The sequence below is a fragment of the Pseudonocardia xishanensis genome, assembly GCF_039541715.1.
GTDB lineage: Bacteria > Actinomycetota > Actinomycetes > Mycobacteriales > Pseudonocardiaceae > Pseudonocardia > Pseudonocardia xishanensis.
The window spans coordinates 128,078-152,210 of sequence record NZ_BAABGT010000012.1 but is presented as its reverse complement, the minus strand read 5'-3'; the positions used below and the strand labels follow the sequence as shown (position 1 = coordinate 152,210).

The window sequence follows — 24,133 nt, the reverse complement described above, 5'->3', positions numbered from 1 at the left end:
GGTCACCCCCGTCTCGACTCCCAAATAGGACAGGCGTACTGTTTGGGTCGGGACGGGGGTCACGCTGCCGTGGTGAACCAGGTGCGCGAGACTCCCGCACGAGCCGACGCGTCATTTCGAGCGCCCACCACAGCAGCGATGAAGAGGAGAGCCGGACAGTGGCCAGTACCGACAGCTTCGGAGCCAAGGGAACCCTCGAAGTCGGTGAGAACTCCTACGAGATCTTCCGGCTCTCCGCCGTCGAGGGCGCCGAGAAGCTCCCGTACAGCCTGAAGGTCCTCCTGGAGAACCTGCTCCGCACCGAGGACGGCGCCAACGTCACCGCGGACCACGTCCGCGCGCTGGCGAACTGGGACCCCGCCGCCGAGCCGGACACCGAGATCCAGTTCACCCCCGCCCGGGTGATCATGCAGGACTTCACCGGCGTCCCCTGCGTCGTCGACCTGGCCACCATGCGCGAGGCCGTGACCGAGATGGGCGGCGACCCCGCCAAGGTCAACCCGCTGGCCCCGGCCGAGCTGGTCATCGACCACTCGGTGATGATCGACTTCTTCGGCACCGCGGACGCGTTCGAGAAGAACATCGACTTCGAGTACGGCCGCAACAAGGAGCGCTACCAGTTCCTGCGCTGGGGCCAGGGCGCGTTCGACGAGTTCAAGGTCGTCCCCCCGGGCACCGGCATCGTGCACCAGGTCAACATCGAGCACCTGGCCCGCACCGTCATGGCGCGTCACGTGCCCGTCGGCACCGGGGACACGGTGCTGCAGGCCTACCCGGACACCCTCGTCGGCACCGACTCGCACACCACCATGGTCAACGGCCTCGGCGTGCTGGGGTGGGGCGTCGGCGGCATCGAGGCCGAGGCGGCCATGCTCGGCCAGCCCGTCTCGATGCTGATCCCGAAGGTGCTGGGCTTCAAGCTCACCGGCGAGATCCCCACCGGCGTCACCGCCACGGACGTGGTGCTCACGATCACCGAGATGCTGCGCCGCCAGGGCGTCGTCGGGAAGTTCGTGGAGTTCTACGGCGCGGGCGTCTCCGCCGTTCCGCTGGCCAACCGCGCCACCATCGGCAACATGAGCCCGGAGTTCGGCTCCACCGCGGCGATCTTCCCGATCGACGAGGAGACCGTCCGCTACCTCAAGCTCACCGGCCGCTCCGCCGAGCAGATCGCGCTCGTCGAGGCGTACGCCAAGGAGCAGGGCCTCTGGCACGACCCGTCGGCCGAGCCGGTCTTCTCCGAGACCATGGAGCTCGACCTGTCCACGGTCGTCCCGTCGATCGCCGGGCCGAAGCGCCCGCAGGACCGCATCGAGCTGACCTCCGCGAAGGCGGCCTTCCGCAAGTCGGTGCTGGACTACACGGACGACGCCGTCGCCGAGCAGCTCGAGGGCGTCGACGAGTCCTCGGACGAGTCCTTCCCCGCCAGCGACGCCCCCGCGACCTCCACCGACGGCCACGAGGCGGCCCCGGTCGTCTTCTCGGCCGCCGAGGGCTGCGAGGGCCGCCCGTCCAAGCCGACCACCGTCAAGGGCGAGCGCGGCGAGTTCGTGCTGGACCACGGCGCGGTCGTGATCGCCTCGATCACCTCCTGCACCAACACCTCGAACCCGAGCGTGATGCTGGGGGCGGCGCTGCTGGCGAAGAAGGCCGTCGAGAAGGGCCTCACGGTCAAGCCGTGGGTCAAGACGTCGATGGCCCCGGGCTCGCAGGTCGTCACCGACTACTACGAGAAGGCCGGCCTCTGGCCGTACCTGGACAAGCTGGGCTACAACCTCGTCGGCTACGGCTGCACCACCTGCATCGGCAACTCGGGCCCGCTGCCCGAGGAGATCTCCGCCGCGGTCAACGAGGCCGACCTGACCGTCGTCTCGGTGCTCTCGGGCAACCGGAACTTCGAGGGCCGGATCAACCCGGACGTCAAGATGAACTACCTGGCCTCGCCGCCGCTGGTCGTCGCGTACGCGCTGGCCGGGACCATGGACTTCGACTTCGAGACCCAGCCCCTGGGGCAGGACACGAACGGGGACGACGTCTTCCTCCGCGACATCTGGCCGTCCACCGAGGACGTCAACACCGTCATGGACGGCGCGATCGACGAGGACATGTTCACCAAGTCCTACTCGGACGTCTTCCGCGGGGACGACCGCTGGCGCTCGCTGCCCACCCCGGAGGGGCGGACCTTCGAGTGGGACGCGCAGTCCACCTACGTCCGCAAGCCCCCGTACTTCGAGGGCATGGCGTCGGAGCCGACCCCGGTCGAGGACATCACCGGCGCCCGCGTGATGGCACTGCTGGGTGACTCGGTCACCACCGACCACATCTCCCCGGCCGGTGCGATCAAGCCGGGCACCCCGGCCGCTCAGTACCTGGACGAGAACGGCGTGGACAGGAAGGACTACAACTCCTTCGGCTCCCGGCGCGGCAACCACGAGGTCATGATCCGTGGCACCTTCGCCAACATCCGGCTGAGGAACCAGCTGCTGGACGACGTGTCCGGCGGCTACACCCGCGACTTCACCGTCGAGGGCGGCCCCCAGGCCTTCATCTACGACGCCGCGCAGCACTACGCCGCGGCGGGCATCCCGCTGGTCGTCCTGGGCGGCAAGGAGTACGGCTCCGGCTCGTCGCGCGACTGGGCGGCCAAGGGCACCGCGCTGCTGGGGGTCAAGGCCGTGATCGTGGAGTCCTTCGAGCGCATCCACCGCTCCAACCTCATCGGCATGGGCGTCATCCCGCTGCAGTTCCCGCAGGGTGAGTCGGCCTCGTCGCTGGGCCTGGACGGCACGGAGACCTTCGACATCGCGGGCATCACCGAGCTGAACGACGGCTCCACCCCCCGCACGGTCCACGTGACGGCGACCAAGGAGTCCGGCGACACGGTGGAGTTCGACGCGGTCGTCCGCATCGACACCCCCGGCGAGGCGGACTACTACCGCAACGGCGGCATCCTGCAGTACGTCCTGCGGGGCATGCTCGCCTCCTGACCCACGCTCGACGCCGCGGGCCCCGCACCTCGTCCGAGGTGCGGGGCCCGTCGTCGTCTCAGATCTCGCGGGTTCCCTTGCAGGCGGGCAGGGCTACAGCCAGATGCACCCCTTCCGCGGCAGCCTGCCGTCTCGCCGTCCCTTGCAGTGCGGACACCGCCCGGTCGCGTTGCACGCCACACACTTCGCCCGCCGGGTGTCGACCGTCCCGCCGTCGGTGACGCACGGGCGGGAGCGTCCAGCAGGGCCGCTCACGGGTCCGGGCCAGGCCCACGGTGGGAGGGGTGGGCGGGTGCCTCGCCGATGGCCGGACCCTCCCCCGGTGACCACCGCGGCGTTGCCCGATCTCAGCGCGTCCCCGCCCGTGGAGCGCACTCTCGTCGCGACCGACGGGTGACCGGCCAGTCGTCGCGCCGCTGAGCGGGGCGTCGCGGACGACGCCGTGCGTCCGCTACCCTCGCCGACGCGCCCCCATGGGCCTACCGGGAAGGAGCGGCTGTACCAGCCGGCCCCGACACACGTCGGGCCGAGCACTCCCGCAGCAGGCCCGCGGCGCACTCCCGGTCCTCTCGCGTGGGCGCTCCTCGTCGGCCCCGGGCGCGCTCCCTCGCGGTACCACCGAGAGGAGAGACATGCCCGCGTCGTTCAACCACACCATCGTCGCCGCCCGCGACCGCACCGAGTCCGCCCGCTTCTTCCAGGAGATCTTCGAGGCCGCGGACGCCCCGTCCTGGGGCCCGTTCACCAACCTGCTGCTCGACGGGGGCGTGCTGATCCAGTTCGCCGACCTGCCGGTCGAGGCGTACCCCGAGATCCAGAACCAGCACTACGCCTTCCTGGTCGACGACGCCCACTTCGACCGCGCCTACCGGCGGCTCCAGGACCGGGCCGCCGAGCACTGGGCGGATCCGCAGATGCGCCGCCCCGGCGAGACCAACACCGAGCACGGCGGCCGCGGCGTCTACTTCCGCGACCCCGCGGGCCACTTCCTGGAGATGATCACCCGCCCCTACCTATGACCATGATCCACGCTTCGGGCGCGGAGGGGTCGCTGAGCGACCGTCCCGCGCCCGGGACGTGGATCAGCGGAGTCGAGTCGTAGGACCACCCGCCATGATCCACACCTCGGCAGCGGGGCGGTCGCTGAACGACCGGGGTCCGCCCCACGGGTGGATCACGCAGACCGGCCTCGTCGATCCCCACCTCGGGAGCGGAGGGGTCGCGATGCGACCGCACCGCTCCCCGCTCGTGGATCGTCCGCGCTTCACGATGGTGAACGCGGGCTCGGGAAACGCCTCGCCGATCGCCACGGATGGGGAGGCTGCGGCCATGGCCTCGACCCCGCTCGCCCGACTTCTCGCCCGCCAGGACGGGCTGATCACCCTCGCACAGGCCGCTGAGCACGGGATCTCGCGTCGATCCGTCGGGCGGCGGGTCGAGTCCGGGGTGTGGACCCGGGTCGCGCCGCGCGTCCATCTCGTGCACGGAGAACGGTTCGCACCGGCCGTGCGCGTGCGGGCCGCGTCCCTGTGGAGCGAGGGAGTCGTCTGCGGGATGGCGGCGGCGTGGTGCCACGACCTGGTCGACCGGCCCGGCCCGATCGTCGAGGTGACGGTGTCACGGAGCCGTCACCCCGGGCGCGTCGAGGGCGTGCGGGTGCGCCGCCGCGATCTCGATCCGCGGGATGTCACGCGACGGCGGGGCATGGCTGTGCTCGCCGCCCCGCTCGCGGTCCTGGAGGTCGCGATCGCGGTCCCGGACGGCGCCACACTGGTGGACAGCGCCCTCCGACGCCGGATCGGCTTCGACGACCTGCTCTCGGCCTACCGGCGCGCCATGGGTTCCACCGGCTCCGCGCGGATGCGGGAACTGGTCGTCGCCGCCGCGGACCGCGCGGACTCGCGGCTCGAGCGGATGCTGTTCCAGCTGCTGCGCGCGGCCGGGATCACCGGCTGGACCCGGAACGTGCCCTTCCGCGGCTGGTTCCTGGACATCGCGTTCGTCGAGGCGCGACTCGTGATCGAGACCGACGGCTGGGCCTGGCATGTCGAGCCCGACCGCTTCCAGACGGACCGCCGCAAGCAGAACGCGCTGGTGGAGGAGGGTTGGACGGTCCTGCGCTTCACCTGGAAGGACATCACCACGGAACCGGGCGCGGTCGTGGCCCGCATCCGCCGGGTCCTCGCCGCGCCCCCACGCGGCGCCACCGCCTGACCCCGTCGAGCGACCCGTCATATGATCCACACCGTGGGCGCCGAGAGGTCGGAGAGCGACCTCCCCGCGACCGTCGAGTGGATCATGTGGACAGGGCCCGGACGACAGACCGTGCTCGTGCAACGTCACCATGATCCACGCCTCGGGTGCGGAGGGGTCGGTTTCCGACCGCCGACCGCCCGAGTAGAGGATCATGGTCGGTCCGCTTCTCCATGATCCACACTCCGGGACGCGACGGGTCGAACTCCGACCGCCCCGCTCCCCACGAGTGGATCATCGCCGGCGGGCCCGGGCCCACACCACGATCCACCACACGGGAGCGGGGCGGTCGGAATCCGACCGCCCCACTCCCGGGACAGGGATCTTCGCGAGGGGAGCTAGGCCGCCAGCCAGTCCAGGGCGACGGCGGCGGTCCAGGACTGCATGGCCGAGCCCAGGGCCTCGCCGGTCATGGGGTGGAAGTACTCCGCGAACCCGACGTGGCGCAGCGAGTCCAGCGCGGCCTCCCGGAGCTGCGCGGCGCGCTCGACCTCCCCGCCCTCCTGCAGGCCCTTCCAGTACAGCCAGTTCACGATCGGCCAGACCGGGCCGCGCCAGTAGTTGCGCGGATCGAAGCAGGCCTCGGTCGGGCTGGTGCTGGGGAGCATCGCCCAGCGCAGGGCCGGGTGGCCCGCGAACTCCGCGGAGTCGAACAGCTGCAGGGCGCGGGCCCGCTGTGCGGCCGGGGCCTCGGCGTCCAGCAGGGTGCACATGCCCGCGAACGTGGCGATCTCGATGGGACGGCCGGTGCCCATGTCGACGTCGTACGTCATGCCGGTCGCGGGGTCCACTGTGGCGGCGATCCCCGCGCGGCCACGGTCGATCCACCGGCGGACGGTGTCCCGCGCCTCGGAGGTGGCGCCGACGGCGTCCGCCACCGCGAGCAGCGCGCGGTTGGCCATGACCAGGACGGAGGTCAGGAAGACGTCCTTGACCAGGAACGGGTACGACTCGTGGATGGCGGCGTCGTCGTAGCGGTGGCGCTTGAGCAGCTCCAGCAGCCAGAGGAACCGGTCGTACGCGAGGTTCGACGGGCGCTGGCCCGCGTCCGCGACGTGCGAGAGGTCGCGCCGGACGTACGGCGGCAGGTCGCCGACCTCGAGCCGCTCCAGGACCGCGTCCCACCGGGGGGAGTTGTCGATGCCCTCCCACGGGTGGTAAGTGGTGACCAGGCCGCTGCCGGACGGGTCCCGGTCCTCGGCGAGGTAGCGGTGCCAGGCCATCAGCTTCGGGAAGAGTGCGCGCAGCTCGCGGCGCACGTCCTCCTCGGCCTCCGTGCCCCGGGCGACCTCCCAGATCCGCGCGACGGCGATCGCGTGCACGGGCGGCTGGCAGATCCCACTGGTCTCCGCGACGCCGACCGGCGCGTCCGGCGACACCTCGACGGCCCAGCGCGCGGGGTCCGGGAAGTACGACTCCGGGCCTGCGAGCGGGTTGAACACGATCTGCGGGACCATCCCGTTGGCCCACTGGGCCTCGAACAGGCGCTGCTGCTCGGTCATCGCACGGCGCACGTCCACCTGCGCCCACCCGATCGCCACGAACGCGCTGTCCCAGCTCCACTGGTGCGGGTAGAGCAGCGGCGCGGCCTTCGTCCACCCGCCCATGTCGTTCATGCGGAGCACGTCCGCGGCCTGGACACCGAGACGGACGTCGGTGAGGGCGGAACCGTAGGTGGAGGGCGTCAGGGGGGAGCGATGGTCGGAGTCCGTGCTCACGGGGGATGCGCATCCTTCCGGCGTTTGTCGACGCCATTTCGGTCCGTCTCGTACTTAACTCCACAGTAACAACGGGTGTGGACGATCTCAAGACCCGGTGCCGGCTACATCGGAGCCACCGGCACGGCGTTACGCCGTCCGGCTCACGCGTTCGAGTGGAGAACGACCTCGGCGCGCTCACGATGCGTCGGAGACGCCGGCGCGGATGCCCGCAGATATTGCCGACTCATTCCGGATCAACGTCCAGGATGTTTCGCGTGCGACCCGGAAATCCACACCGGACGGACACGGAGCGCCTGCTCACCGACCGAGTGCGCGCTCCGTGGCGGGATCGAACCAGCGCACCCGCTCGGGGGCGGCGTGCAGCCAGAGCTCGGCACCGTCGGCGGCCGGGAAGTCCGTGGGAGTGAGGATCTTCACGTCCTCCTCCCCCACCGCGGCGGTGACGAGCAGCTGCGACCCCAGCGGCTCGACGAGCCGGACCCGGCCGGGCAGCGCTCCCGGGCGTGCGGTGGTGGAGGCCTCGATGTTCTCGGCGCGGATCCCGGCGAGCAGGTGGTCCCCGTCGTGCGGGACGGCGAACGGGTGGCCCGCGACGGTCCAGCCGTCCGCACCCCGCCGCGCGGGCAGCATGTTCATCGGCGGGGTGCCGAGGAAGCCCCCGACGAACCGGTTCACCGGCTTGTCGTAGACCTCCATCGGGGTGCCGGACTGCACGATCCGCCCCGCCTGCATGACGGCGACCCGGTCCCCGAGCGAGAGCGCCTCGACCTGGTCGTGGGTCACGTAGACGATGGTGGTGTTCAGCTCCTTGGCCAGCGCCTTGAGCTCGGAGCGGAAGGACAGCCGCAGCAGCGCGTCCAGGTTGGACAGAGGCTCGTCCATCAGCAGCACCGACGGTCGGACGGCCACCGCGCGCGCCACCGCGACCCGCTGTCGTTGTCCGCCGGAGAGGGCACTCGGGTAGCGGTCCAGGTAGTCGTCGAGCTGCACGAGGCCCGCGGCGTGGCGCACGGCCTCCTCGATCCCCGGCTCCTTGCGCATCCGCAGCCCGAAGCCGATGTTCTCGGCCACCGTGAGGTGCGGGAACACCGCGTACCCCTGGAAGACCATCGCGAGGTCGCGCCTACGGGGCGGCAGCGCGGTGACGTCCCGGTCCCCGAGGTGCACGGTGCCGATGTCGGCGTGCTCGAGCCCCGCGATCGTGCGCAGCAGCGTGGTCTTGCCGCAGCCGGAGGGTCCGAGCAGGACCATGAACTCGCCGTCCGCCACGGTGAGGGACACGTCGTCGACGGCGGGTGCGGAGCCGCGCGTGTACCGCTTGGTGATGCCGGTGAGCCGGATGTCGGACAACGGGTCCCCTTACCGGAGGGTCGGTCCGCCGACACCGATCAGGCGCTTGCGGATCAGCAGGATGAACAGGAAGGCCGGGGCGAGCAGGAACAGGGCCCCGGCGTAGCGGAACGGCAGCGGCGCCTGGGTCAGTCCGGTGAGGACGAACACCGGCAGCGTGGGGTCCTGCAGCGTGAGGATCGAGGCGGCGAAGACCTCGTTGTAGCTCAGCAGCACGGCGAAGGTGCCCGCGGCGGCCAGGCCGGGGGCCGCGTTGGGGACCACCGCGCGGCGGAAGGCCCCGACCCGGGAGCAGCCGAAGATCTGGGCGGCCTCCTCGATGTCCACGGGCACCCCGGCGAACACCCCCGCGACCATCAGCACCACGAAGGGCAGCGCGAGCGCGGTGTGCATGAACGCGACGCCCCACACGGTGTCGTAGATCCCCCACTGCAGGAAGAACACCGCGAGCGGGATCGACAGCACGACCACCGGGAACGCGCGGGTGGCCAGCACGGTCAGCCGGTAGGCCGACGCGCCCGGGAACACGAAACGTGCCAACGCGTAGCCCGCCGGGGCGGCCAGCAGCAGTGTGAGCGCCCCGGTGATCAGCGCGACGACGACACTGGACAGCAGCGCCTGCGGGACGCCCGCGGACGTCACGAAGAAGCGCATGGACTCCAGCGACCAGTCCGGCCACACGGCCAGCGGGTAGGTGTACGCCGAGTCCGCGGTGGAGAAGGCGCCGACGACCACGAACCAGATCGGCACCAGGATCCAGCCCGCCAGCAGCACCGCGCCGCCGTAGGAGAGCACGCGCCTCACTCGCCGCGCTCCCTTCTCGTCGGCAGGGCCGCGAGCACGATCCCCACCGCCACGAGCGAGACGACGAGGATGACCAACCCGTACGCCGAGGCCAGGTGGGCGTCCTGGAACTCGGTGTACGCGCGGTTGGCCTGGGTGGCGAGGGTGTCCGTGGCGGTGCCGCCGAGGGCGATCACGGTGGCGAACACCTCGAATGCCAGGACCACCCGCACGATCAGCGCGGTGCGGATGGTGGGCCGCAGCATCGGCAGCACCACGTGCCGCATCCGCTGCCAGGGCCCGGCGTGGAAGACGTCCGCGGCCTCCAGGTAGTCCTTCGGGATCGCCCGCAGGCCGCCGACGAGGATGATCACCAGCAGCGACGTCGAGCGCCACGCCTCGGCGACCACGATCGTCCCGATCACCCGCCACGGCTCGCGGTAGTCCAGCCACAGCACCGGCCGGTCGATGATCCCGACGGACTGCAGCGCGGTGTTCAGCCAGCCCTGCTCCACGAAGATCGAGTACCACAGGATGCCTGCGCCGAGCTCGGACACGCCGAGCGGGAGCAGGAAGACGTAGAGCCAGAACCCCTTGCCGCGCAGGCGACCCGTGATGATCATCGACATCGCCAGGGCGAGGGCGAGCTGGATCGGCAGCAGCACCACGAGCAGGATCAGGGTGGTCCATACGGCAGGCCGGAACCGGTCGTCGGACACCATGGCGGACAGCGAGGACAGACCCCACTCCCCCGTCGTGCTGGTGAAGGCGAGACCGAACGCCTGGACCATCGGTGAGGCGAAGAAGACCAGCAGGTAGGCGACGGACGGGACGAGGAGCAGGTACGGCAGCAGCGTCGATGGTCGGCTACGCACGCTCCGCCGCCGCGGGCCCTCAACCGACACGGCACACCCCCTCGCCCAGCGGATCGGGTGTCCAGCACCGGGCCTGCGCGGTGTCGAGCACGCCCTGCAACGCCGCGGCCTGGGTCGCGAGCGTGCCGCGCACCTCCCCCGCGTCCAGCACGATCCGCCGGAAGGTGTCGGTGAAGACCTTGTCGTACGCCCCGCTCTGCCCGCCGAGTCCCACCGCGAGCGACGACGCGAGCGCACCGGGCGTGCCGACCATGCGCTGCAACGTCTCCGCCTCCTGCCCGACGCCCGGGGGCAGCCCGCCGGGGATCGCCCCCAGGTCCTGCGGCGGGAACCACGCGACGGTCCGCAGGGTGGTCGAGGCGCGCGCCGGGTCCGTCAGGTGCCGGATCAGCTCGATCGACGGCTGCGGGTCGGCCACCGCCCTCGGGATCGACAGTCCACCGAGGACCGGGAGGTAGCCGAGCCCGCGCGGGCCGGTGGGCGCGGGGAAGGAGACGATGTCCTCCGGCCGGGTCTGCAGGGCGTCGACCAGCCGGACGGCGTGGTCCCACGCGACCCACACCTCGCCGGTGAGCAGCGGCTCCTGCATGAATCCATAGGTGACCGACTGCGGGTTCGCGGTGGCCCAGACCTGCTGCAGCCACTCCCACATGGTCACCGCGCCGGGGCTCGCGAAGGTGGTGTTCACCCCGCCCGTGAAGCTCGGGTAGGCGTAGCCCTGCAGGAACCGTTTGAGCAGGCCGTTCTCCCCCGCGGGCAGGCCGAACCGGGCCGATCCGGTGGCCTGCTGGATCGCCCGGGTCCAGTCCAGGAGCTGGGCGTAGGTCAGGTTCTGCAGGTCGGCGCCCGCGGGCAGGAAGTCCAGCGCCTCGCGGCGGGCGGCCATGATGTAGCTCGCGGAGATCCACGGGACGAAGGCGTAGCGGCCGTCGAACCGGGCGAGGTCGAGGTAGCGGGAGGTGAAGGCGCGGTCGCCGAGTGACTCCACGACGTCGGTCATGTCGCGGAGCAGACCCTCCTTCCACAGGGTGGCGAACTCGCCCTGCAGCGCGCCGACCAGCCCGAGGTTCGAGGTCCCGGCCTGCGCCTCGGCCCGTACCCGGTCGAGGAGCTTGGTGGTCGACGGGTCGGCGGTGAACTGCACCTCCTCGCCGAACCCGGCCAGGATCTGCCGCCGGACGGACTCGGCCTCGGCCGTGGTCGACAGCTGGGTCGAGTAGAAGACCAGCCCGCCCGAGCCGACGCCGCCGGGTGCCCCGGACGTGTCCAGCGCGCAGGCGGAGAGCATCCCCAGTGCCGCTGTCCCGAGCCCGAGGCGGAGCGCGTCGCGGCGCGAGACCCCCATGCGAAAACGCTATCCGGAGTGGACGGATCGCGCAGAGTGGGACCGGGTCTCAGCCCGCCGTGGCGCGGAAGCGGAACGATCTCCCGCCGAGCGCGGTCTCGGCGTCGGTGAAACCGGCCGCGCGGAGACGGGCGGGCAGCCCGGCCGGGTCGACGACGACCATGGTGTCCCGCACGTGCAGGACCCGGAACCGCAGGCTCAGCCTGCTGTCCGAGCCCGCGAACGTGCCCCCGGGGCGCAGGACGCGAGCGGCCTCGGCGAACAGCCGGTCCTGCTCGGCCGCGGACGGGACGTGGTGCAGCATCGTGAAGCAGACGACGGCGTCGAACGTCTCCGCGGCGAACGGCAGGTCGGCCCCGTCCCCGGCGCGGACGTCCACCCGACCCGCGAACTCCCGGCCCAGGTCCGCGGCCAGGTCCGGGTCGACCTCCACGGCGGTGACCCGGCCCGCCCGCCCGAGCAGCCAGCGGGTGGTGACGCCGTACCCGGGGCCGATCTCCAGGACCCGCCCGCCGAGGTCCACGCCGTCCAGCGCCCACGGGAGCACCTGCTCGTGCATCCGTTGCGCCCACGAGTCCGAGCGGCACAGCCTGCGGTGGAGGGCGTTCATCGGCATGGCCGGACCGTAGGCCCGCGGGCATGGGGTGCGGAACCGCCTGTCGGCGCCCGCCCGGCGACGCTCAGACCGCGGTGGCCAGGCTCAGGGCGAACCTCCGGTCGGCATCGGCCCACCAGCGGACCAGGTCGAACCCGGCCTCGCGCAACATCGACCGCACGCTCACCGGCTGGAACTTCGCGGAGATCTCGGTGCGCAGCTCCTCCCCCGCCGCGAAGTCGATCTCCAGGTCCAGCTCCGGGATCCGGACGCGCATCGCGCGCTCGGCCCGCAACCGCATCTCGATCCACTCGTTCTCGGCGTCCCACAGAGCGACGTGCGCGAAGTCCTCCGGCACGAAGTCCGCGCCCAGCTCCCGGTTGAGGACGTGCAGCACGTTGCGGTTGAACTCCGCGGTGACGCCCTGCGCGTCGTCGTACGCGGCGACGAGGGTGGGCTCGTCGATCACGAGTCCGGTGCCGAGCAACAGCTGCTCGCCGGGCTCGAGCACCTCGCGGACGTGCGCGAGGAACGCCGCGCGCTCAGCGGGGCGCAGGTTGCCGATCGTGCCGCCGAGGAAGGCGATCATGCGGCGGCCCCGCTTGGGCAGGAACCGGAGGTCCTTCGTGAAGTCCCCGACGACCCCGTGCAGCTCCAGGTCCGGGTACTCGGCGCCGAGGGCCTCCAGCGCCCCGCGCAACGCGGCCTCGGACACGTCCTGCGGGACGTAGCGGCGCAGGGTGCTGTGGGCGCGGAAGGCGTCCAGCAGCAGGCGGGTCTTGGCGCTCGACCCCGATCCCAGTTCGACGACGGTGTCCGCCCCCGACGCCTCGGCGATCGCCCCGACCGACTCCGCCAACAGGGCCCGCTCGGTGCGGGTGGGGTAGTACTCCGGCAGCGCGGTGATCTCCTCGAACAGCTCGCTGCCCCGGGCGTCGTAGAAGTACTTCGGCGGTAGCTCCTTGGGCGTGGCGGTGAGCCCCGCCCGGGCGTCCTCCCGCAGCGCCCGCTCGGCGTCCGCCGGGGTGAGGTGGACGTCCAGCGCGGTGAGGCGGTTCATGACGTGCTCCTTGCATCGAGGTCCCGCAGCGGCGCGGGCGGGTGGAACGCGGCGGTGCCGTGCCGGGGTATCAGGGGTGGAGGGGGGTGAGGGTCGACGCGCCGGGGGCGGCGGTGACGAGGTGGGCCTCCGGGACGGGTCTCCAGGCCTCGTCGGTGTCCGTGGGTTCGGAGGCCACGGTGACCTCGGTGTCCGAGACGCGGACCGACAGGGCGTGGTCCCAGGCGGTGGCCCAGATCGCGGTGCCGTCCGTCAGCAGCAGGTTCAGCCGGGAGCCCGGCGCGGCCGCGGCCACCTCCACCACGGTCTCCGCCAGTACCGCGCCCGGCTCCTCCCCCGCCCGCAGGCGGTGTCGGACCAGGGCCCAGAGCAGGGCGGCGTCCGTGGGGGCGTCCAGGGTCAGCAGGTCCCTCACCGGGAGGCGGGCCGCGATGTCCGCGACCGACTCCGGCCACCCGCGGACCACCCCGTTGTGGCTGAACAGCCATCGACCGGCCGCGAACGGGGCCGCGGCGGTCTCGGTCACCGGCATCCCGGTCGTCGCCGAGCGGACGGCCGCCAGCAGCGCGGTGCAGGACGCCCCCTCGGCGACCGACGCGAACCCCGCGTCCGACCAGATCGGCCGGGCCGAGCGGTACCGGACCGGGGCACCTCCGCCGTACCAGCCGGCACCGAACCCGTCCGCGTTCACCGTGCCGCCGCCGCGCATGTCCGCGGGGGCGTACGACTGGTGCAGCAGGGAGTGCGGCGGGTCGAGGACCAGGTCCGAGACCCGCCGCGACACCCCGATCCACGCCAGGTGACGGCACACTCAGGCGTCCCGGGCGCAGCGGAAGCCGGCGAAGATCTGCCGTCGGACCGGGTGGTCCCAGTTGCGGAAGGTGCCGCGGATCGCCGCCGCGTCCGTGCCGAACGACCCGCCGCGCAGCACCTTGTAGTCCCCGCCGAAGAACACCTCGCTGTACTCCCGGTACGGGAACGCCTCGAAGCCCGGGTAGGGGTCCCACCCGGAGTCGCACCATTCCCAGACGTCTCCGATCAGCTGCTCCACCCCGAGCGGGGAGGCCCCGGCCGGGTACGCCCCGACCGGCGCCGGCTGCAGGTGACGCTGCCCGAGGTTGGCGTGCTCGGGGCCGGGGTCGGCGTCCCCCCACGGGAACCGGCGGCTGCGTTCGGCCTCCGGGTCCCAGCGCGCGGCCTTCTCCCACTCGGCCTCGGTGGGCAGCCGCCGACCCGCCCACGCGGCGTAGGCCGCGGCCTCGTGGAAGCTGACGTGCACCACGGGCTCGGCCGCGGGCACCGGCTCGACCACGCCGAACCGCCGCCGCCACCAGGTCCCCGACGAGTCCCGCGACCAGAACCGCGGCGCGACCAGCCCCTCCTCCTGCACGTGCCGCCAGGCGACCGGGCTCCACCAGCGCGGGTCGGTGTACCCGCCCGCCTCGACGAACGCCGTGTACTCGGCGTTGGTGACCGGGTGGGCGTCGATCCAGTACGCGGGCAGCGTGACGGTGTGCGCCGGGCGCTCGTTGTCCAGCGCCCACGGCTCGGTCGACGTGCCCTGCACGAACGGCCCCGCGGGCACGAGCACCTCCCGCGCCGGGAGCACCCGACCGGGCGGCGGCTCGGCGGCCGCGAGCACCGGCCCGCCCGCGCGCAGCTGGTGGGTGGCCAGCATCGTCTCGTCGTGCTGTTGTTCGTGCTGGGCGATCATGCCGAACACGAACCCGGCCTGTTCCAGCCTGCGGCCGGACAGCGGGTGGCGGTCCAGCACGTGCAGCGCCTTGTCCCGCACCTCGGCGACGTAGGCGCGGGCCTCGGTCGGGGTGAGCAGCGGCAGCTCGACGCGCTCGGCACGGGAGTGCTGGAACGCGTCGTACAGGCCGTCGATCTCGGGACGCAGCGCCTCGCGGCCGCCGACCTCCCGCACTAGCCACAGCTCCTCCATGCTGCCGATGTGCGCGAGATCCCAGACCAGCGGGGACATCAGCGGGGAGTGCTGGGCGACGAGGTCGCCGTCGTCCACCGAGGTGAGCACGGTGCTGCGGCGGCGAGCGGTCTCGAGCTGGTCGACGACCCGCGCGCGCAGGTCCTCCGTGGTCGGGTGGTCCGGGGTGAGTGTCACGGGAGGAGTCCCTCCGTCGGGAGCGAGACGATGTCGATCGGGTCGAGGACGGTCGGTTCGCCGGGCAGCGGATCGTCCGCCGGGCTGCGGCCCGCGGCGATCCGGCCCTCGGTGACGGCGACCAGCCGCTGCGCCAGCGCGGGCGGCGGATCGAGGTCGGGCAGCGCCGCACAGGCCAGCCCGAACACCGCACGCGCGGCGCGGGCGAGGTCCGGATCGGCCAGGCCCAGCCTGCACGCCGCCAGCCAGTGCTCCCGGACCGGCTCGCACAGCTCGCGGACCCGGTCGAGGGTCTCCGGGCGGGCGGTCAGCGCGGCGAGCACCGCGACCGGCAGCCCCCAGTCGGCGCCCTGCTGCTGGTCGACGTAGCGGACCTCGAGGAAACCGCGCGGGCGGACCGGCGGGAACAGCGTGGAGATGTGGTAGTCGAGGTCCGCTGTGGTGGGGGTGCCGGGCAGCGCTCCCCCGATCCAGTCCGCGAACGTGACGCCCACGGGCACGACCCACTCCCCCGGCCCCCGCACGCACAGCAGCGGGGTGCCGACGACGCGCTCCGCCCACGCCTGCGCGGGATCGGGCCGGGCCAGCTCGGTCGGGGTGGGTGGACCGGTCCGCGCGGGGTCGGAGGCGAGCCAGGCGGCGAACCGGCTGGACCGCCAGCCGGTACCTCGCCCGTGCAGGGCGGGCGAGTTGGCGAACGCGGCCAGCAGCACCGGGCCCAGCTCGTGCAGCGCCGCCCAGCGGGCGGCCACCTCGTGCTCCTCGCCTGCGTCCAGCGCGACCTGCACGGCGGACGTGGAGCACATGCCCGTCCGGCCGAAGGCCCCGTTCCGGTCGAAGGCCTGCTCCATGGCCCGGTACCGCGGGAGCTGGACGAGGCGCCGGGCGGGCCTGCAGGGGTCCGCGGCGCGGGGTTCGGGGGTGAGCTCACGATCGGCGAGCAGCCGGTGCAGGTGCGCCGAGTCGGCCTCGACCGTGGCGGTCAGGGTGCGGAGGTCTGGGAGCGGCGGGCTGGCCAGTTCGACCTGGCCACCGGGCTCGATGGTGACGAGCGACCCCCCGGGGAGCGGCGCGGCGGGCGACCCGGGGAGCAGGGAGACGGGGGCGTGCGGTCCGAGCGCGGCGAGCAGCTCCCCCAGATCGGGAGGACCGCCCGCGCGCAGGACCCATTCGAGCTCGACGCCGACGAGCCGGGGCGGCCCGTGCTTGAAGCAGACGGAGGCCACGTACGCCTCGGCCTCCGCCCGGGAGCGGAGCACCATCGGAGCCGCGGCGGGGGAGGCCGCGGGCTCGGCGCTCACGGGGGCGAACCCCGTCTCGGGAACCACGGGGAAAACGCTACCCGCGGGGTCCGACAAAAACATGCCCGAACCGGGGCCGCCCGCGCAGATCACCGGAGGTTCCGGACGAACCTCCTGGTACCGGGGTTCTCCTGGGCCACAAGACGTACGTACGGGATACTGGTCCCGTGCCCCGCGTGAGTACCGACCAGCTCGCCGCCCGGCGCCAGCACATCCTCGACGGTGCCCGGCGCTGCTTCGCGGCGTACGGCTACGAGGGCGCGACCGTCCGGCGGCTCGAGCAGAGCACCGGGCTGTCCCGCGGCGCGATCTTCCACTACTTCCGGGACAAGGACGCGCTGTTCCTCGCCCTCGCCGAGCAGGACGCGCGGCGGATGGCGGACGTCGTCGCCGAGCAGGGCCTGGTCCAGGTCATGCGGGACCTGCTCGATACCGCCCGCAAGGACGGGGACGGGTCCGGGGACGAGAGCAGCTGGCTGGGCACCCGGCTGGAGGTCTCCCGCAGGCTGCGGACGGACCCGGAGTTCCGCGGGCGGTGGCAGCAGCACTCCGCCGAGCTCACCGCCGCCACCCGGGAGCGCCTGGACCGGCTGGCCGCCACCGGCGCGCTGCGGGACGACGTGCCCGCCGCGGTCCTCGCCCAGTACCTCGAGCTGGTGCTGGAGGGCCTGGTCAGCCACCTCGCCATGGGGCTTCCCGCGGACGCGCTCGACGGGGTGCTGGACGTCGTCGAGCAGAGCGTGCGGCGCCGGTAGAACCGCCGTCAGAGGTGCGCCGGGTGCGGTTCGGTGCAGCCCGGGACCGGGCAGCTCAGCTCGCCCGCCTGCGCCGCGAACTGGGTGCGGTGCAGGGCCGCGTACCGGCCGCGCGCGGCCAGCAGCTCCGCGTGGGTGCCCTGCTCCACGATCCGCCCCGCCTCGACGACGGCGATCCGGTCCGCCGCGCGGATCGTGGACAGCCGGTGCGCGATCACGACGGCGGTGCGGCCCGCCAGGGCCTCGGCCAGCGCCTCCTGCACGGCGACCTCGGACTCGGAGTCCAGGTGGGCGGTCGCCTCGTCCAGCACGACGACCGGGGGCCGGGCCAGCAACAGCCGCGCGATGGTGAGCCGCTGGCGCTCGCCGCCGGAGAGCCGGTAGCCGCGCTCGCCGACCACGGTGTCCAGGCCGTCCGGCAGCTGGGCCATCACCTCGGCCAGGCGAGCGCGACGCAGGGCGTCCCACAGGTCGGTGTCCGAGGCCTCCGGCGCGGCGTAGCGCAGGTTCGCGGCGATGGTGTCGTGGAACAGGTGCCCGTCCTGGGTAACCACGCCGACGGTCCGGCGCAGCGCGGCGAAGGTCAGGTCGCGCACGTCCACCCCGGCCAGCTCGACGGCCCCGGAGTCGACGTCGTAGAGCCGCGGGAGCAGCGCGGCGATGGTCGACTTGCCCGCGCCCGAGGGCCCCACCAGCGCGAGCAGCGATCCGGCAGTCGCCTCCAGCGAGACCCCGTGCAGCACCTCGCCGGGCGCCCGGCGGTCCAGCACGGCCACGTCCTCCAGCGAGGCGAGCGAGACCTGCTCGGCGGTGGGATAGGAGAAGTGCACGTCCCGCAGCCGCACGGAGACCGGGCCGCGCGGCAGATCCCGGGCGCCGGGCCGCTCGTCGATCATCGGCGGCAGGTCCAGCACCTCGAAGACCCGCTCGAAGGCGACCAGCGCGGACATCACGTCCACCCGCGCGTTCGCCAGCGCGGTCATCGGCGTGTAGAGCCGGGTGAGCAGCAGCGCCAGCGTGACGACGGTGCCCGCCTCGATCCGGCCCGTCACCGCCAACCAGCCGCCCAGCCCGTAGACCAGGGCCTGCGCCAGCGCCGAGACCAGGGCGAGCGAGGCCACGAACACCCGGGACACCATCGCGGTGCGCACCCCGATGTCGCGCACCTGCTCGGCCCGGCCGGTGAACTCCGCCGCCTCCTCGCGCGGCCGCCCGAACAGCTTGACCAGGGTGGCGCCCGCCGCGGAGAACCGCTCGGTCATCTGGGTGCTCATGCCCGCGTTGAGGTCCGCGGCCTCCCGCCGCAGGTCCGCGATCCGGCGGCCCATCCGGCGGGCGGGCAGCACGAAGATCGGCAGCAGGACGAGCGCGAGCACGGTGACCTGCCACGCCAGCCCGATCATGACGGCGAGCGCGAGGGTCAGCTGGATGACGTTGGACAGCACGCTGGCCAACGTCGTCGTGATGGCGGACTGGGCCCCGATCACGTCGTTGTTGAGCCGCGAGACCAGCGCGCCGGTGCGGGTGCGGGTGAAGAACGCGACCGGCATCCGCTGCACGTGGGTGAACACCGCGGTGCGCAGGTCGACGATCAGCCCCTCACCGATGCGGGAGGAGAACCACCGGACACCGAGCCCGATCAGCGCCTCCGCGACCGCCAGCCCGGCGATCGCCAGGGCGAGGGTGACGACCCGCGAGGGTGCGTCCGCCGCGCCGCCCACGATGGCGTCCACCACACGACCCGCGAGGATCGGGGTGAGCACGCCGATCACGGCGGTACAGGTCGTGAGCAGCAGGAACGCCGTCAACCACCCGCGGTAGGGCCGGGCGAAGCCCCAGATCCTCGGTACGGTCCCCCTGGCGACCGAGTGCGGGGTGTCCCCGGCCCGGATCGCGCCGCGCATGATCGTGAGGGGCCTGTCCATACGCACATGGTGCGCCCGAACCGGTGGACCCTGCGCGCCGGCCCGCCGCCGTCCGCTGCTGACGTCGGCGGGCGCGCGCTCCGACGGGTTACTTCTTCTTGGTACGGGTGGCGCCGCCGCGACCGCGCAGCGTCACCCCGGTCTCGCTGAGCACCCTGTGCACGAAGCCGTACGAGCGGCCGGTCTGCTCGGCCAGGGCACGGATGCTCGCGCCCTTCTCGTACTTCTTCTTCAGGTCGGTGGCGAGCTTGTCCCGCTGGGTGCCCGTGATCCGGGCGCCCTTCTTCAGGTCGGCCACGACGGTTGACCTCCTCTGATCCCCGCGAGCCGGCCCTCGGCGCGTCGGTGGGGCCATGATGATCCACCGCCACGGATGTGGCCAGCGCAACATCACTCATGATCGGTGAACGGTTCCCCCGAACGGATCACGCGAATGGGTGATCGTCGTGGCGCACATCACAGCTTTCCGTATCCGGAGAGTGACGAACCGGACGAATCACGCCAGCTGAACGAGTTCCAGGTAGTCCGCGGACCAGTGATCCTCGGTACCGTCCGGCAACACGATCACCTTGTCGGGTTCGAGTGCCTCGACGGCACCGGGGTCGTGCGTCACCAGCACGACCGCGCCCTCGAAGCGGCGCAGCGCGTCCAGCACCTGCTCGCGGCTGGCGGGATCGAGGTTGTTCGTCGGCTCGTCCAGCAGCAGCACGTTGGCGGCACTGGACACCAGCCCCGCCATGGCCAGCCGGGTCCGCTCGCCGCCGGACAGGGTGCCCGCGGCCTGCTTGAGCTGCTCCCCCGAGAACATGAACGTGCCGAGCACCGTGCGGAGCTGCTGTTCGGGTGCGTCGGGCGAGGCGTGCCGGATGTTCTCCCAGACGCTCGCGGACATGTCGAGGGTGTCGTGCTCCTGGGCGAAGTACCCGGTACGCAGCCCGTGGCCGGGCACGACCTCCCCGGAGTCCGAGGACTCGGCCCCCGCCAGCATCCGCAGCAGGGTGGTCTTGCCCGCGCCGTTGAACCCCAGCACCACGACCTTCGTGCCGCGGTCGATCGCGAGGTCGACGCCGGTGAACACCTCCAGCGACCCGTAGGCCTTGGACAGGTTCTCGGCGGTCAGCGGGGTGCGGCCGCAGGGCGCGGGCGTGGGGAACCGGATCTTGGCGACCCGGTCCGCCTGGCGCTCCGGCTCCAGCCCGGCCAGCAGCTCGTCCGCGCGGCGGGCCATGTTCTTGGCGGCGACGGCCTTCGTGGCCTTGGCCCCCATCTTCAGGGCCTGGGTGTGCAGGACCGCCGCCTTCTTCTCGGCGTTCGCGCGCTCGCGGCGGCGGCGCTTCTCGTCCGTCGACCGCGCCTCGAGGTACCGCTTCCAGTCCATGTTGTACTGGTCGACCTCGCCGCGGGTGGCGTCGAGGAACCAGACCTTGTTGACCACGGCGGCGAGCAGCTCGGTGTCGTGGCTGATCACCACGAGCCCGCCCTCGTGCTGCTGGAGGAACCCACGCAGCCAGGTGATCGAGTCCGCGTCCAGGTGGTTCGTGGGCTCGTCGATGAGCAGCGTGGTGGCGCTCTGCGAGCCGCCGTCCGACGCCGCGAACAGGATCCGGGCCAGCTCGACGCGACGGCGCTGCCCACCGGAGAGCGTCTCGATCTGCTGGTTGAGCACCCGGTCCGGCAGGCCCAGGTTGGTGCAGATCCGGGCGGCCTCGGACTCCGCGGCGTACCCGCCGAGTGCGGAGAACCGCTCCTCGAGGCGCCCGTACTCGCGCACGGCCTTCTCGTTCTCGGGGCCGTCGATCAGCTCGGCCATCCGGGTCTGGACCTTCTCCAGCTTGCGCAGCAGCTCGTCCAGCCCGCGGGCGGACAGCACCCGGTCCTTCGCGGTGACCGTGAGGTCGCCCTCGCGGGGGTCCTGCGGCAGGTACCCGATGGGCGAGTTGCTGGTGACGGCGCCGCCGTAGGGCTCGCCCTCCCCCGCCAGCACACGCATCGAGGTGGTCTTGCCCGCACCGTTGCGGCCGACGAGGCCGATCCGGTCGCCGGGCTGGACGCGCAGGTTCGCGCCGGACAGCAGGATGCGGGACCCGGCGCGCAGCTCCAGGTCGGAGGCGGTGATCACGAGGAACTCCAGGGGAGGGTGACGAGAAGGGGGGCGACCTGCGGGCACCGCCACGAGGACGGGGGTGCACCGGGCGCGGCGCCTACTCGATCAGGATCACGTCACCAGGCTACCGGTCGGCGCGACCGGATTGCGCACGTAGGGTGCCCGCCATGACCGATCTCACCGGCCCGCCCGTCGCGGCGCGGGTCGACGGGTGACCCCATGACCACCCTGGACGTCCTGGTCGCGGGCGGCGGACCGGCCGGTCGCGCGCTCGCGGGCGCCTGTGCCGCGCTCGGGTTGCGCACCGCCCTCGCCGACCCCGCTCCCGACCGACCGTGGCGCTCGACCTTCGCGGCGTGGTCGGACGAGCTGCCCGCGCTGCCCGCCTCCGTCGTCGCCTCGCGGTCCCGCGGCCGCGCGGTCGCCGTGACCGAGCACGACCTGGGTTGGGAGTACGCGGTCCTGGACACCGCCTGCCTGCGCGCGCACCTCGACGAGGGGCTGGCAGGCGTCGAGGTGCACCGTGGCCGGCTGGTCGGGTCCGCGGACGGTGTGGCGCACCTGGACCGGCCCGGCGGGGTGCAGGCGCGGATCGTCGTCGACGCGACCGGGCACCCCGCCCCGCGCCGCGGCCGGGTGGCCGCCGAGCAGACGGCGCACGGGATCGTCGTGGACGAGGCCACGGCTGAACCGGTCGTCGGGTCCGGCCAGGCGGTGTTCATGGACTGGCGCCAGGACCACGGCCGCGACGGCTGGCCGAGCTTCCTCTACGCCGTCCCCCTCGGCGGCGGGGCCGTGCTGCTGGAGGAGACCTCGCTGGCCCGCAGGCCCGGCCTGCCCCTGCCCGAGCTGCGGGAGCGGCTCCACGCGCGGCTCGCCCACCGCGGGATCGCGGTGCCCGCGGGCGCCCGCGCGGAACGGGTCCGCTTCCCGGTGGACGCACCCGTCGGGCTCGGCGCGCGCGACCGTCGCCCCGTCGTCGGCTTCGGCGCCGCCGCGCCGCTCGTGCATCCCGCGACGGGGTTCTCGGTCGCCACCGCGCTGACCCTCGCCCCCCGCCTGGCCGCGGCGCTGACCGGCACGGATCCGCTCACCGCGGCCCGTCGGGTCGTCTGGCCCGCCGCGGCGCTGGCCGTCCACGCGCTGCGCCGCCGCGGGCTGGAGGCACTGCTGCGGATGCCGGGCGCCGAGGTCCCGGCGTTCTTCGACGTGTTCCTCTCGCTACCCGCCCGCCACCGGTGGGCCTACCTCACCGGCCGCACGGACCTCGCCGCCACGGCCGCCGCCATGGGGGCGCTGTACGGCCGGGCGGGATGGCCGCTGCGGGCCCGGCTCGTCGGGCCCGCCCTGCTGCCCGCCGCGCGCCCCGCCACCACCGGGTGACGCCGCGCGGCGGCACGGCTACCAGCCGGTAATCTCCTTCCACAGTCACCGACTCCCCACGGAGGCCTCGTGTCCGCCTACACCACCGTCGTCGTCGGCACGGACGGATCGCCCACCTCGTACGTCGCCGTCGAGCGCGCCGCCGCGGTCGCCCGCGACTCGGACGCCCAGCTCGTGCTCGTCTCCGCCTACACCCCGGCCTCCCGCGAGGACACCGCCGAGGCGGAGGACGCCCTCGGCGCCGAGGCCTACCAGGTCCGCGGCTGGACGCCCGCCGAGGAGGCGCTGCGCACCGCCGAGGACAAGGCCGCCGCCGTCGGCGCGCGCACGATCACCAAGGTCGCGGAGGACGGCGCCCCGGTCGACGTGCTGCGCAAGGCCGTCGTCGACCACGGCGCCGACCTGCTCGTGGTGGGCAACAAGGGGCTCAACACGCTCAGCGGGCGGATCCTCGGGTCGGTCCCGTCGGACGTCGCGCGGCGGTCCGGAGTGGACGTCCTGATCGTGCACACCACCTGACGTGTCCTGGGAGGGCGATCTCGCCGATCTCCTCGACGCCGCCGCCCACGGCGAGCGCCGACGGCTCTCGGAGTCGTCGGCGCTGGTCACGGCCCTGGAGGAGCTCGTCCTGGACGGCCCCCGGCGGTACACCCGGGCCGAGGTCCTGGAGCGGGCGGGCGTGGCGGAGGAGGAGGGGCTGCGGCTGTGGCGGTCCCTCGGCTTCCCCGAGGTCGCGGACGACCAGCGCTTCTTCACCGACTCGGACGTCGACGCCGCGCAGCTGCTCGCCACCGACCCGGTCGCCGCGGGGCTGCCCGAGGACGTCCGGGAGACGGTCATCCGGGCCATCGCCCAGTCGATGTCCCGGCTCGCGGACTGGCAGGTCGGGATGCTGGCCCGGATGGTCGCGGACGGTGTCGCCGCGGGCGGTGCGTCGCGGTCCGCGGTGGTCGACGCGGCTGCGCTGCTCCCGCTGCTCGAGCGGGCGCAGACCTACATCTGGCGGCGGCACGTCGCGGCCGCGGTGTCCCGGTTCATCGTCGGCCCGCTCGACGAGAGCGAGTCCGCCCGCACCCACCCCCTCGCCGTCGGGTTCGCGGACATGGTCGGCTTCACCCGGACGACCCGCAGGCGCTCCCCCGCCGAGCTGGCCGAGATGATCGAGCGGTTCGAGGCCGCCACCACCGAGGCGATCACCGGGAACGGCGGGCGGATCGTCAAGACGGTCGGCGACGAGGTGCTGTTCGTGGCGGACGACGCGCGGACCGCCGCCCGCGTGGCCGTCGCGCTGCGGGCGGCGGTGCGGGCCGAACCCGCGCTCCCGGCCCTGCGCATCGGGCTGGCCGCGGGCGAGGTCCTGCAGCGCTTCGGGGACGTCTACGGCGAGACCGTGAACATCGCCGCCCGGCTCACCACGCACGCCCGCCCGGACACCGTGCTCGTCGACCGGACGGTGGCCGACGCGCTGCGCGACGATCCCGAGCTCCCGATCCGCCCGCTACGCCCGGTCCAGGTCCGCGGCTACCGCAACCTCCACCCCTATCTCCTGCGCACCGGGGATTGAGGACGGG

General features: G+C 73.1%; 20 protein-coding genes. 7 read left to right on the top strand and 13 right to left on the bottom strand.

Annotated elements, in window-relative coordinates; translation table 11 throughout:
* The first annotated feature begins 158 nt into the window (after nt 1-158).
* From acnA to ABD993_RS03430, 3 genes are all read left to right on the top strand, one after another.
* Entirely contained in the window at nt 159-2,987 is a 2,829-nt protein-coding gene (acnA, locus tag ABD993_RS03440) for an aconitate hydratase AcnA (protein WP_345412540.1), read from the top strand.
* A gap of 632 nt (nt 2,988-3,619) precedes the next feature.
* Complete coding sequence (locus ABD993_RS03435) at nt 3,620-4,006, top strand: VOC family protein (RefSeq protein ID WP_345412538.1); 387 nt, start codon at nt 3,620-3,622, stop codon at nt 4,004-4,006.
* A 310-nt stretch (nt 4,007-4,316) separates the two neighbouring features.
* Nucleotides 4,317-5,201, top strand: coding sequence for a DUF559 domain-containing protein (locus ABD993_RS03430; RefSeq protein ID WP_345412536.1), 885 nt, complete (start codon nt 4,317-4,319; stop codon nt 5,199-5,201).
* 377 nt (nt 5,202-5,578) lie between these two features.
* Here ABD993_RS03430 and ggh read toward each other — a convergent pair whose 3' ends face one another.
* The 10 genes from ggh to egtA form a co-directional block, all read right to left on the bottom strand.
* The gene (gene ggh, locus ABD993_RS03425; protein ID WP_345412535.1) at nt 5,579-6,958 is read right to left on the bottom strand and encodes a glucosylglycerate hydrolase; all 1,380 of its coding nucleotides are present in this window, start codon (nt 6,956-6,958) and stop codon (nt 5,579-5,581) included.
* 300 nt (nt 6,959-7,258) lie between these two features.
* A complete protein-coding gene (locus ABD993_RS03420) occupies nt 7,259-8,311 on the bottom strand; it encodes an ABC transporter ATP-binding protein (RefSeq protein WP_345412533.1) in 1,053 nt (350 codons plus the stop codon).
* Nucleotides 8,312-8,320: 9 nt separating this feature from the next.
* On the bottom strand, nt 8,321-9,115 hold the full coding sequence (locus tag ABD993_RS03415; RefSeq protein WP_345412530.1) for a carbohydrate ABC transporter permease: 795 nt from the start codon (nt 9,113-9,115) through the stop codon (nt 8,321-8,323).
* On the bottom strand, nt 9,112-9,969 hold the full coding sequence (locus ABD993_RS03410) for a carbohydrate ABC transporter permease (protein ID WP_345412527.1): 858 nt from the start codon (nt 9,967-9,969) through the stop codon (nt 9,112-9,114). Before ABD993_RS03410 ends, ABD993_RS03415 begins: the two co-directional genes overlap by 4 nt.
* A gap of 19 nt (nt 9,970-9,988) precedes the next feature.
* On the bottom strand, nt 9,989-11,314 hold the full coding sequence (locus tag ABD993_RS03405; protein WP_345412526.1) for an ABC transporter substrate-binding protein: 1,326 nt from the start codon (nt 11,312-11,314) through the stop codon (nt 9,989-9,991).
* Between the two features lie 49 nt (nt 11,315-11,363).
* On the bottom strand, nt 11,364-11,930 hold the full coding sequence (locus tag ABD993_RS03400) for a class I SAM-dependent methyltransferase (RefSeq protein ID WP_345412524.1): 567 nt from the start codon (nt 11,928-11,930) through the stop codon (nt 11,364-11,366).
* Nucleotides 11,931-11,994: 64 nt separating this feature from the next.
* Nucleotides 11,995-12,969: an L-histidine N(alpha)-methyltransferase gene (gene egtD, locus ABD993_RS03395; protein WP_345412522.1), complete on the bottom strand. Its 975-nt coding sequence runs from the start codon at nt 12,967-12,969 to the stop codon at nt 11,995-11,997.
* 70 nt (nt 12,970-13,039) lie between these two features.
* The gene (gene egtC, locus ABD993_RS03390) at nt 13,040-13,780 is read right to left on the bottom strand and encodes an ergothioneine biosynthesis protein EgtC (protein WP_345412520.1); all 741 of its coding nucleotides are present in this window, start codon (nt 13,778-13,780) and stop codon (nt 13,040-13,042) included.
* The gene (gene egtB, locus ABD993_RS03385) at nt 13,781-15,094 is read right to left on the bottom strand and encodes an ergothioneine biosynthesis protein EgtB (RefSeq protein ID WP_345412518.1); all 1,314 of its coding nucleotides are present in this window, start codon (nt 15,092-15,094) and stop codon (nt 13,781-13,783) included.
* Complete coding sequence (gene egtA / locus ABD993_RS03380) at nt 15,091-16,422, bottom strand: ergothioneine biosynthesis glutamate--cysteine ligase EgtA (protein WP_345412516.1); 1,332 nt, start codon at nt 16,420-16,422, stop codon at nt 15,091-15,093. Before egtA ends, egtB begins: the two co-directional genes overlap by 4 nt.
* A gap of 140 nt (nt 16,423-16,562) precedes the next feature.
* Between egtA and ABD993_RS03375 the strand changes: the two genes are divergently transcribed.
* Nucleotides 16,563-17,150, top strand: a complete 588-nt coding sequence (locus tag ABD993_RS03375) for a TetR/AcrR family transcriptional regulator (RefSeq protein WP_345412514.1) — start codon at nt 16,563-16,565, stop codon at nt 17,148-17,150.
* Between the two features lie 8 nt (nt 17,151-17,158).
* On the opposite strand, the gene ABD993_RS03370 is transcribed toward ABD993_RS03375, so the two are convergent.
* The 3 genes from ABD993_RS03370 to ABD993_RS03360 form a co-directional block, all read right to left on the bottom strand.
* On the bottom strand, nt 17,159-19,075 hold the full coding sequence (locus tag ABD993_RS03370; protein ID WP_345412512.1) for an ABC transporter ATP-binding protein: 1,917 nt from the start codon (nt 19,073-19,075) through the stop codon (nt 17,159-17,161).
* A gap of 88 nt (nt 19,076-19,163) precedes the next feature.
* On the bottom strand, nt 19,164-19,373 hold the full coding sequence (locus tag ABD993_RS03365) for a helix-turn-helix domain-containing protein (RefSeq protein ID WP_028932228.1): 210 nt from the start codon (nt 19,371-19,373) through the stop codon (nt 19,164-19,166).
* A 198-nt stretch (nt 19,374-19,571) separates the two neighbouring features.
* Nucleotides 19,572-21,194: an ABC-F family ATP-binding cassette domain-containing protein gene (locus ABD993_RS03360; protein WP_345412510.1), complete on the bottom strand. Its 1,623-nt coding sequence runs from the start codon at nt 21,192-21,194 to the stop codon at nt 19,572-19,574.
* Nucleotides 21,195-21,398: 204 nt separating this feature from the next.
* Between ABD993_RS03360 and ABD993_RS03355 the strand changes: the two genes are divergently transcribed.
* The 3 genes from ABD993_RS03355 to ABD993_RS03345 all read left to right on the top strand — a co-directional run bounded on the left by ABD993_RS03355 (nt 21,399) and on the right by ABD993_RS03345 (nt 24,126).
* Entirely contained in the window at nt 21,399-22,562 is a 1,164-nt protein-coding gene (locus tag ABD993_RS03355; protein WP_345412507.1) for a lycopene cyclase family protein, read from the top strand.
* A gap of 69 nt (nt 22,563-22,631) precedes the next feature.
* A complete protein-coding gene (locus ABD993_RS03350) occupies nt 22,632-23,081 on the top strand; it encodes a universal stress protein (RefSeq protein ID WP_345412504.1) in 450 nt (149 codons plus the stop codon).
* Nucleotide 23,082: 1 nt separating this feature from the next.
* Nucleotides 23,083-24,126, top strand: a complete 1,044-nt coding sequence (locus tag ABD993_RS03345; RefSeq protein WP_345412502.1) for an adenylate/guanylate cyclase domain-containing protein — start codon at nt 23,083-23,085, stop codon at nt 24,124-24,126.
* Nucleotides 24,127-24,133: the final 7 nt, after the last annotated feature.